Source organism: Mycolicibacterium xanthum (genome assembly GCF_019710635.1).
GTDB classification, from domain to species: domain Bacteria; phylum Actinomycetota; class Actinomycetes; order Mycobacteriales; family Mycobacteriaceae; genus Mycobacterium; species Mycobacterium xanthum.
The window spans coordinates 27,800-38,468 of the sequence record NZ_JAIFZS010000063.1; the positions used below are offsets into that span (position 1 = coordinate 27,800).

At 69.3% G+C, this 10,669-nt stretch carries 7 protein-coding genes; 6 read left to right on the forward strand and 1 reads right to left on the reverse strand.

Going from position 1 to position 10,669, the window contains the following annotated elements; all coding sequences use genetic code 11:
* Nucleotides 1–6 precede the first annotated feature (6 nt).
* From JDV09_RS22630 to JDV09_RS22650, 5 genes are all read left to right on the forward strand, one after another.
* The gene (locus tag JDV09_RS22630; RefSeq protein ID WP_372453009.1) at nucleotides 7–4,407 is read left to right on the forward strand and encodes a type I polyketide synthase; all 4,401 of its coding nucleotides are present in this window, start codon (nucleotides 7–9) and stop codon (nucleotides 4,405–4,407) included.
* Between the two features lie 5 nt (nucleotides 4,408–4,412).
* Complete coding sequence (locus JDV09_RS22635) at nucleotides 4,413–5,420, forward strand: efflux ABC transporter ATPase subunit, DrrA-related (RefSeq protein ID WP_221371384.1); 1,008 nt, start codon at nucleotides 4,413–4,415, stop codon at nucleotides 5,418–5,420.
* Nucleotides 5,417–6,229 (forward strand): ABC transporter permease, encoded by an 813-nt coding sequence (locus JDV09_RS22640; RefSeq protein ID WP_221371385.1) that lies wholly within the window; start codon nucleotides 5,417–5,419, stop codon nucleotides 6,227–6,229. Before JDV09_RS22635 ends, JDV09_RS22640 begins: the two co-directional genes overlap by 4 nt.
* Nucleotides 6,229–7,050 (forward strand): ABC transporter permease, encoded by an 822-nt coding sequence (locus JDV09_RS22645; protein WP_221371386.1) that lies wholly within the window; start codon nucleotides 6,229–6,231, stop codon nucleotides 7,048–7,050. Before JDV09_RS22640 ends, JDV09_RS22645 begins: the two co-directional genes overlap by 1 nt.
* A gap of 70 nt (nucleotides 7,051–7,120) precedes the next feature.
* A complete protein-coding gene (locus tag JDV09_RS22650) occupies nucleotides 7,121–8,368 on the forward strand; it encodes a phthiocerol/phthiodiolone dimycocerosyl transferase family protein (protein ID WP_221371387.1) in 1,248 nt (415 codons plus the stop codon).
* Between the two features lie 9 nt (nucleotides 8,369–8,377).
* Here the strand turns inward: JDV09_RS22650 and JDV09_RS22655 are convergent, their stop codons facing one another.
* On the reverse strand, nucleotides 8,378–9,781 hold the full coding sequence (locus JDV09_RS22655) for a WS/DGAT/MGAT family O-acyltransferase (protein WP_308124211.1): 1,404 nt from the start codon (nucleotides 9,779–9,781) through the stop codon (nucleotides 8,378–8,380).
* Nucleotides 9,782–9,881: 100 nt separating this feature from the next.
* Here JDV09_RS22655 and JDV09_RS22660 point away from each other — a divergent pair, with 100 nt between their 5' ends.
* The gene (locus tag JDV09_RS22660) at nucleotides 9,882–10,667 is read left to right on the forward strand and encodes an SDR family NAD(P)-dependent oxidoreductase (protein ID WP_221371388.1); all 786 of its coding nucleotides are present in this window, start codon (nucleotides 9,882–9,884) and stop codon (nucleotides 10,665–10,667) included.
* Nucleotides 10,668–10,669: the final 2 nt, after the last annotated feature.

The window sequence follows — 10,669 nt, forward strand, 5'->3', positions numbered from 1 at the left end:
ATCGGAATGGCCGGCCGGTTCCCCGGCGCGGACTCGGTGACGGCGTTCTGGGAGAACCTGACCCGCGGTGAGGAGTCCATCACCACCCTGCCCGAGGAGGAACTCGCCGCCGCGGGCGTCAGTGCCGAGACGCTGGCCGACCCCACGTACGTCCGGCGCGCGGCCCTGCTCGACGCGGTCGACGAGTTCGACGCGGAGTACTTCGGCATCACCCCCTACACCGCCCGGATGATGGACCCCCAACAGCGACTGTTCCTGCAGACCGCGTGGCATGCCCTGGAGGATTCCGGGTACGACCCCGCCACCTACGACGGAGCGATCGGTGTCTTCGCCGCCAGTACCGCCAGCGGCTACCTGATGGACAACCTGATGTCGCACCGCGACCCCAAGAGGCTGGTCGGCGAGGGCATCACCGTCGAGATGTTCAACCTGGTCCTGCTCAACGACAAGGACTACCTGGCCACCCGGGTGTCGCACGAGCTGAATCTGCGCGGGCCGAGCCTATCGGTGCAGACCGCGTGTTCGTCGTCGCTGGTCGCGGTGCACCTCGCCTGCCAGAGCCTGTTGTCCGGCGAGTGCGACATGGCCCTGACCGGTGCCTCCGCGATCCGGGTGCCGCATCGCGTCGGCTACACCTACGAGCCCGGCGCGATGGTCTCGCCTTCGGGCCACTGCCGGCCGTTCGACGTCAGGTCCGACGGCACGATCTTCGGCAGCGGTGTCGCGGCGTTGATACTCAAGCCGTTGCAGGCCGCACTCGACGACGGCGACCGCATCCACGCCGTCATCCGCGGCTCGGCGATCAACAACGACGGCTCGGTGAAGATGACCTATGCGGCGCCCGCCGTCGCCGGCCAGGCAGAGGTCATCGCCGAAGCTCATGCCGTCGCCGAGGTGGACTCCTCGACGATCGGATTCGTGGAGACCCACGGCACCGGCACCCCGCTGGGCGACCCGATCGAAATCGAGGCCCTCCGGCAGGCATTCGAGGTCTCCGACCATGACAGGCCGGCCCCGTGCGTCCTGGGTTCGGTCAAGTCGAACATCGGCCACCTGGACGCGGCCTCCGGGATCGCCGGGCTGGTCAAGACGATCCTGTGCCTGAAGAACAAGGCGATTCCCCCGACGGTGCACTACACCGCCCCCAACCCCGAGCTGCACCTCGGGGACACGCCGTTCGCGGTGTCGAACACCTACACGCCGTGGGAGTCCGACGCACCGCGCCGTGCCGGGGTGAGCTCTTTCGGTGTCGGCGGCACCAATGCACACGTCGTCGTCGAGGAGGCGCCCCAGACGTTCCCCGCCGCGGTGGTTGCGGGCCGTCCGCAGGTGCTGTTGTTGTCCGCCCGCACCGCCGACTCTCTGCACGACGCCAAGGCTGCGCTGGCCGCCGAACTGTCCGGGGACGAGAACCTGTCGCTGCCCGACGTGGCGTTCACGCTTGCCGGCCGCCGGGCACACGAGGTGCGGATGGCCGCCGTCGTCGCCGATCGCGCCGACGCCTGCGCCGTGCTGGGCGCCCAACCCGGCGGCCAGGAGCACGAGAACGTCTGGGTCGGTCACTGCCCACCGGGCGGTACGCCGGGCGCGCAACGGGCGGCGTTCCTGTTTCCCGGGCAGGGCGCCCAGCACGTCGGCATGGCCCGGGGGCTCTACGACACCGAGCCGGTGTTCGCCGAGAACTTCGACCGGTGTGCCGCCGGCTTCGCCGAGGAGCTGGGCATCGACCTCAGGACCGAGGTGTTCGAGGGGACCGGCGGTCGGGGACTGGAGCCCACCGACCTGGCCCAGCCGGCGCTGTTCACCGTGGAGTACTCGCTGGCGCACCTGGTGATGTCCTACGGCGTGACCCCGACGGCGCTGGCCGGGCACAGCATCGGCGAACTCGTGGCGGCCACCCTGGCCGGGGTTTTCGATCTGGACGCCGCCATCAAGGTGGTCGCGATGCGGGCGCGCCTGATGCACGCCGCGCCGGCGGGTGCCATGGTGGCGGTGGCGTCGAGCCCCGACGACATCGCCCATCTGACCGCCGATGTCGACCTGGCCGCGGTCAACGAGTTCGGCAGCTGTGTGCTCGCCGGCCCCGACGCGGCGATCCGCGACGTCACCAACCGCCTCGCCGCCGCCGGCATCGTGGCCCGGCGCGTCCGCACCTCACATGCGTTCCACTCCCAGTCGATGGACCCGGTGCTCGCCCCGTTCACCGAATTCCTGTGCACCCTGACGCTGCACGCGCCGCGCATCCCGATGCTGTCCAACGTGACCGGCACCTGGATGACCGACGACGAGGCCACCGATCCGAATCGCTGGGCCCAGCACATCCGGTCCACCGTACGGTTTGCCGACGAGGTCCAGACCCTGCTCGGCGACACCCACCGCGTGCTCGTCGAGGTGGGTCCCGGCGGCAGCCTGACCGGATCGGCCGTGCGGATGCCGGACTGGTCGGAAACCCACCGCGCGGTGCGCCTGATGCGCCATCCGGTACAGACCCGCGACGATCGGGACGCGTTCCTGCTCGCCCTCGGGCAACTCTGGTCGGCAGGCGTCGAGGTGGACTGGACCCGGCTGTACGGCGAGCACCCGCGCCGTGTCACCCTGCCCGGCTATGCCTTTGCGCGCCAGCGCCATTGGATCGAGCCGGACAGCACCGCGGTGCGCGGGCCCCGCGGCACCCGGGACGGGGCACCCGCAGCCGAGACCGGGCCGGCCGGCGGCCAGGGTGCAGCGCCGACGGATGCCCGCGCGCAGATGCAGGCCACCCTGCAACGGATCTGGTCGCAGTGTCTGGGTGTCGATTCGGTTGGGCCGGGCGACAACTTCTTCGACCTCGGCGGCGACTCGCTGGTCGCGATCGGCGTCGCGATGACCGCCGGACACGAAGGTGTGGAGCTCACCCCGCAGGACCTCTACGACAACGGCACCCTGGCCGAACTCGCCGACACCCTCGTGGCGCGCCACGCGTCGGGCGGCCTGGCAAGCCAGGACATCGACGAGCTGAATCCCCCGGTGCCGCCGAACATTCTGCGCTTCCTCGACGGCGGACTCGCCGAGCCGGGCCGCTGGCGGGTGCCGATGGTGCTGCGCATCGACTCCCGGGTCAGTCGTGAGGACGTCTCGGCCGTGATCGGTTCGGTCGTCGACCACCACGACGCCCTGCGCATGCGGGTCGTCAACCGGGCCGGTGTCTGGGAGCAGCAGATCGGCGAGCGCGGCGAGTTCACCGACCTCGCCGAGCAGGCGCTGCCCACCGACGCCGGGCCGGGCACCTCCCGGGAACGGGAAGCCCTGCAGTCCATCGTGTCCGACGCCCTGGCGGCCCCGGATCTGACCAGCTCACCGTTGACGGCCGCCTATGTCGTCGATGGGCAGGGCCGGCCCCGGTTCCTGGTGATCACCCTGCACGCGATGGTCGACGACCCCACCTCGCGCGAGGTGCTGGCCACCGACCTGCTGACCGGATTCGGACAGCGACTCGCCGGCAACGACATCACGCTGGAAGCGGCCACCACGAGCTGGCGGGCGTGGTCGCAACGCTGCGCGGCGCTCGCCGCCCACCCGGCGGTGCTCGACCGGCGCAGCTACTGGATCGACGCCGAGACCGCGGCGACGGTGCGGCTGGCCGACACCGGCGTCACCGGTGCGCCCGAACCCGACGACCTGGTCAGGCTCGCCGTCGCGCTGACGCCCGAGCAGACCTCGCAGATCGACAACGCCCGCCGCGTGTTGCAGGCATCGACCGAGGAGATCCTGCTGGCCGCGCTCGCACGCGGCCTCGCCGAGACCGTCGGCGAGGGTGTCGCCACCGTCGATCTCGCCGGCGCCGGGCGATCCGTGCTGCGGCCGGACGTGGACTTCCACCGGACGATCGGCTGGTTCTCGACGATCTACCCGGTCGCGCTGCCCTGTATGGGCGGTCAGGCGGCCAGCGCGGCCCAGTTGCTCTCCGAGGTCGGCCGGACCGTGAAGGCGGTGCCGCACCACGGGATCGGCTACGGACTCCTGCGGTACCTGCACGCCCCGACCGCGGGCCTGCTCGGGGCCGCGGGCACCGCGGACATATCCCTGTCCTATCTCGGCATGATCCCCGAGTGGCAGGACAGCGATGCCGCGGTGCAGTTCGACGGTGACAGCGAGCGGACGGTCCGGGAGACGTTGCCGGGCTTGGGTCATGCGCTCGAACTGCGGACCTACCGGCATGGCGGCGTGCTGCACGTCGACTGGTGGTATGACGGCCGGCGGGTGCCCGCCGGCACCGTCGAGGCGCTCGCCGAACGGTTCCCGGCCACCGTGATGCAACTGCTCGGTGACGCGCTGATGGGTGACGAGGACGGCGCCGACAGCGAGGCCGAGGACGAGGCGCTCGCCCTCGTCGACCTGTCGGCAGCGGTCTTCGACGACGATGAGTAGGTGAGATGTCAGAATTCGACAACGGTGTGGATGTCGGCGTAGCCGTAGAGGGCATCGGAAAGTCATTCGGTTCCGTCGATGCGTTGCACGACATCTCCTTCGATGTGGGCCGCGGCGAGGTCGTCGCGCTGCTCGGCCCCAACGGCGCGGGCAAGACGACCACCGTGGAGATCCTGTCCACACTGACGATGCCGGACCGCGGCCGCGCTCGGGTGGCCGGCTTCGACGTGGTCACCGACCCGGCGATGGTGCGCCGGTCGATCATGCTGACCGGTCAGCACGTGGCGCTCGACGAGATGCTCACCGGCTACGAGAACCTGGTGATGTTCGGCCGGTTGCAGGGTCTGAAGAAGTCCGCGGCCAAGGCTCGCGCCCGGGAGCTGCTGCGCGAATTCGACCTGGAGCACGCCGCCGAGCGGCGGGTCGGCACCTACTCGGGTGGTATGCGCAGACGCGTCGACATCGCCTGCGGGTTGGTGGTCCGTCCCGAGGTGGTGTTCCTCGACGAGCCGACCACGGGCCTGGACCCGCGTAGCCGGCAAGCCATTTGGGAGCTGGTCACCACTTTCAAGGACGCCGGCATAGCGACGCTGTTGACCACCCAGTACCTCGAAGAGGCCGACGCGCTCAGCAACCGGATCATCGTGATCGATCACGGCACCATCGTCGCGCAGGGAACCGCAGACGACCTCAAGGAGCGTACCGGCGGGACATTCTGTGAGATCGTGCCCAGCGACCCGGCCGACGTTCCCGCCGTTGCGGCAGCCCTGGGTCCGCTGCTCCCCGAGGCCAGCCGGTTCGCGCTCACCCCCGAGTCCGACCGCGTCAGCATGCCGGCTCCCGACGGGCCGAGCACGCTGGGCGCCGCACTGACGCTATTGAACTCGGCGAACATCGAACTGGCCGACATCGCGTTGCGCCGGCCGTCGCTCGACGACGTGTTCATGTCGCTGACGGGAAACCCCGCCGGCGACACACCCGAAGAACGCGTGGCCGGCGAGGTCTTTTCGTGACCGCGTTGACTGCGCACACGCGACCGGCCCCATCCGGAGCGCAGCAGTGGTGGGTACTGACGAGACGACTGATCGCTCCCACACTGCGCAACGGCGAGGTTGCGGTGGGGGTGGCCGTATCGGTGGCAGCGACGGCGAGCCTCTACATCCCGCTGAACCGGCTCATGGACGGGCCCGACCTGGAAATGAGCAGCTACGCGCAGTACCTGGTGCCGCTGATCGTTTTGCAGGCCATCGCATTCGCGTCCATTTCCACCGCCTTCCGGGCCGCCACCGACTCGGTTCAGGGCATCAACCGCCGTTTCCAGTCCCTGCCGGTCCCGTCGCTGACCCCGTTGGCGGCCCGGATCACCGCGAGTCTCTACCGCTGCGTGATCGGGTTGGCCGTCGCGCTGGCGTGCGGGTATGTCATCGGTTTCCGTTTCTACCGCGGCCCTTGGAACGCCGTGGCGTTCTGCCTGCTGACGCTGCTGATCGGCATGGCCCTCGCGCTCCTCGGTGACACCCTCGGCACGAAGTCGCGAGATCCTGCGGCAACCGCGCAGTGGCTGCTGCTGCCGCAGCTGATCTTCGGCTTCCTGTCGGTGGGAATCCAACCGCTGCACAGGTTTCCGGAGTGGATACAGCCGGTCGTCGAGAATCAGCCCATCTCCCGGTTCGTCTACGCCATGCAGGCACTCGCCGGCGACTCCGGCGACGGGGTGCCTCCCGTCACCGGGGCGGTGATCGGACGGGCCCTGACCTGGGTGGCGGTTGTCGTGTCGGTGACGTTGCCGTGGGCTGTTGTGATCTACCGGCGGAGAACCTGATGACGGTGCTGGACGGCGCGGCCGCCGGGACCGGACGCCATCCGGAGAACTCGCTGCCCGCCCTGCTGTCGCAGACCGTGGTGCTGACCCGGCGGCTGCTCGTCCGGTCGGTTCGCACACCGATGACACTCGTGCACGCCGTGCTGCTGCCCGTGGCGTTCCTGCTCACGCTCAAGGTCGTCTTCGGTGACTCGATCACGACCATCACCGGTGAGAACGCGCTGTACCGCAGCGTGCCGTTGGTGGCACTGGTGGCGACGATGTCGGGCTCGACGACGGGGATGGTCGGAATCAACGCCGAACGCCTGGACGGGTTCCTGGCCCGAATGTGGTCGCTGCCCGTCCACCGCGCGGCCGGTCTGCTGTCGCGGCTGGGCGCCGAGACGGTGCGTCTGCTCGTCACGACGCTGGTCATCATGGCGACCGGAATGCTCCTCGGCTTCCGCTTCCACCGCGGGGTGGGCGGCGCGCTGGTGTGGATCGCCATCCCGGTGATCTTCGGTCTGGCATTCGCTGCGCTGGCCACCACCGCCGCGCTGTACTGGCCCAAGGCGGTCATGGTGGAGGCGATGCAGCCCGTGATCATCCTGGGTGCCACGTTCTGCACGGGGTTCGTGCCGGTGGACAAGTACCCCGACTGGGTGCAGCCGTTCGTCAGCCACCAACCGATGTCGCCGGCCGTCGACGCGATGCGCGGGTTGTCGGTCGGTGGGCCGGTGCTGTCTCCGATGGTCACCACCCTGGTGTGGTGCGCCGCGATCTTCGCGGTGTGCCTGTGGCCGATCATGGTGGGCTACCGCAGGGCGAGCACCAGCCGGTGACCGGCGTGCCATCGACATCCACTGACATGCACTGACATGCACTGACATGCACTGAAAGGAAGGATCACGGGTGTTTGGCTCAACGCCGATCCGCCATCTGGCGCCCAGTGAGGAGTTCTACGCCAATGCCGAGAATTTCGTCGGTCTCACCGTGACGCTGTGCGGCCCGGTGGATGTGGCCGCGATGTCGGAGGCCTTCGAGACGCTGCTACGGGTGCATCCCGCGCATGCCGGTCACCTCGAGCGCGGCACCGACGGCAGGCACCAGCTCATGGTCGACGACTACGAGCATGAGGGGATCTGGCTCGAGAAGCTCGACGACGCCTCCGCGGGGCGGCTGCCCAACCAGTCCGAGGCGCTGCTCAACCTGCGCCTCCGACTGGGCGGGGAGCGTTCCGAACTCACCCTTTTCACCCACCACGCGCTGGCCGACGGTCACCATCAGTTCGCCCTGCTGGAGAAGCTGTTCGGCTGGTATACCGACATCGTCGCCGGCGCCGGTGTCGGGCCGGTCCAGGCCGAGCCCATTCCGGTGTCGTTGGAAGCCGTTCTCGCCGAACGCGGCATCGTCAAACTTCAGCGGTTCGGCCTCGAGCGCTTCCTGCCGGCGATGTTCGCCTACGAGCTGCCGCCCTCCAAGCGCAACGCCGGGCGGGTCGGGCCGCAGCCGGTTCGCGTTCCGTCGGCCACCTGCCGGCTGTCCCGCCGGGAGACCCAGGACCTGGCCGGCATCTGCGCAGACCGCAGGGTGAGCCTCAACGCGCTGACCGCCGCTGCGATACTGCTGGCGGAGTGGACGATTCGGGAGACCCCGCACCTCCCGATCCCCTACATCTACCCCGTCGATCTGCGCTTCTTCCTGACCCCGCCGGTCGGTGCGACCGAGGCCACCAACCCGGTCGGGATGGCGATGTACCTGGCCGAGATCCGTTCCGGAACCGACATCCTCGACCTGGCCCGCGACATCGTCGAGGCGTTCCGTTCCGATCTGGCCGACGGCGTCATCCAACAGTCGTTCCTGCACTTCGGCCTGGAGTACCAGGGGAACCCGCCCGGGCTGCCCGACGTCGTGATGACCACCGACGGCGGGGAGCTGCCGCCGCTGCGCACCCCACCCGATCTGGTCGTCGAGCAGTACGACCTCGAGTTGCTCTTCGCGTCGACGTCGGCGGGGGTCGACATGTATTCGGCCGGTACGTACGACGGACGACTGGTGGTCGGCTATCACAGCCACGGGCCCGAGCCCGATCGCTACGTCGCGGAGATCCACCAGCTGCTGGCCGGCGTTCCGGCCAAATACGGCTGGGTGACCGAGTAGCGGTCTGGCTCAGCCCGCCGCCGATATCGTCGGGGGTCCGTCGATCTCGGCGAGTAGCTCGTTGAGTCCGGCGCTGACTCCGTCCGCCACCGCGCGCGGGTCGGCCAGCAGCGCCGGGCACGAGATCACGGCGACGTGGAGTGCGCCGTTGGTCGAGAACAGCGAGACATTGATTCCCACCCCGTGCATGACGGGCCCGAACATGTAGATCGCCGACACCCCGGCGCCCAGGAAGTGCCGCGTGTGCGGTGGCCCCGGCACGTTGGACACCACGACGTTGTACATCGGGCGAACCCGGGTCAGGCGCGCGTACACCCGCTTCGCGATCCCCAGAAGCACCGGGCCGATGACCTGGCCCCAGTCGTTGAGCAGCGTGACGCCGAGCGCAGCGCTGTGCTCCTTGGCGATCAGGCTGGCCGCGGCCACCGCCCTCAGCCGTTCCGCCGGATCCTCGATCTGCGTCTGGATTTTGCCGAAAATGCCCGAAACCTGGTTGTAAGCAGGGCAGTTCGGATCCTCATGTGCCCCCACCGGAACCAACGCGATCAGGGATTTCCTCGGCAACTCGCCGCGTTCGATGAAGAACTGGCGGACCTGCCGGCCGACCAGGGCCATGGCCACGTCGTTGACCTTGACCCCGAAGTGGCGAGCCACCTTCTTCACGTCGTCGAGATCGAGCCGGGCGAGCGCGATTCTGCGCTCCGAGGTCATGCGGCCATTGAGCACGGTCCGCGCAGCGGTGAACGGCAGTGCCATCGCACGGCCCGACGCCACGCGCCGGACGGTCTCGATCACCGCTCGCATGGTCGGTGGCAGCAGTCGCACGATCTGGCGGGGCCGGCCGGCGAACCGGACCAGGCCGTCGATCACGATCCGCAGTGTGCCGGCGCGCGGCGCGGCCTGGATCAGGGCCGGCGTTGGCGGGTCGGGCTCGTCGCTGCACAGCCGCGACAGGATGTCGGCGAAGGTGACGCCGTCGGCGATCGCGTGGTGAAGCATGAGCATGACGGCGACACCACCACCGTCGAGACCCTCGATGACCCACATCTCCCACAACGGCCGGCTGTGGTCGAGCCGCAATCCGGCCAGATACCCACAGAGCTGCTCGAGCTCAGCGCGGCGGCCGGGTGGGGGCAGACCGATGCGGTGCACATGGTTGTTGATGTCGAAGTCGCCGTCCGGCACCCAGACCGGGAAATCGACGTTGAGCAACGGGTCGGACAGCTTCTCCCGGAACTCGGGGATGACCCGCAGCCGCGTCGCCATGGCGTCACGGAACCGGTCGAAGGTGTAGCCGCCGGGAATGCTCGCGGTGTCCAGCTCGATGACGCAGAACACCTGCAGGGGCTGTGTCGCGGTTTCGAGGGACAGGAAGCTGTCGTCGAGTCCGCTCATCCGCTGCGGACGTGGCACGGTGGAATCATAACCGCTCGATGGCTTTGCTGAGGCATCCCGGCCCCTCGGCAGACGCCATCTACGATGACTACGGATTTCACGTGCGTGGAGGTGACCGATGGTGACCCTGATCACCGGGGCTTCGACCGGCATCGGCGCCGAGTTCGCCCGGCAGTTCGCCGCGCGCGGCCACGACCTCGTCGTGGTGGCCCGCAGTGCGGACAAGCTCGACGACCTCGCCGCCCGGCTGCGGGCGGTACACGGCGTGGACGTCACGGTGATTCCGATGGACCTCTCGGTCCCCACCGCCGCCGGCGACCTGTGGCAGCGAACGAATGCTCTGGGGCTCGAGGTCGACGTCCTGGTCAACAACGCCGGCTTCGGGACGCACAGCGACGTCGCCGACGCCGACCCGCAACGCCTCGAGAACGCCGTGGAGCTCAACTGCCGGACGCTGGTCGGCACCACCGCCCGCTACCTTCCCCAGATGCGGACCAGGGCGAGGGGCACGATCATCAACATCGCGTCGACGGCGGCGTTCCAACCACTGCCGCAGATGGCGGTCTACGGGGCGTCGAAGGCCTTCGTGTTGTCGTTCACCGAGGCGCTGTGGGCGGAGGAACGCGAACACGGCGTCCGGGTCCTGGCGGTGTGCCCGGGGCTCACCGACACCCCGTTCTTCGAGTTGGCGGGGGAAGCCGCGGTCAGCGCCGCGTCCGGGTCGGTGGCCCTGGCCTTCACCCGCACCCCACAGCAGGTCGTCGACCACACCATCCGCGCGCTGTCCGGGCGCAAACCCAGCGTCGTCGACGGCATCGCGAACGCCTTCGTCGCCCGCGTGGTCACCCGGGTGCTGCCCAAGCGGCTCGTGGTCGCGGTGTCCGGGCGGTTGCTGGGCGGCTGACG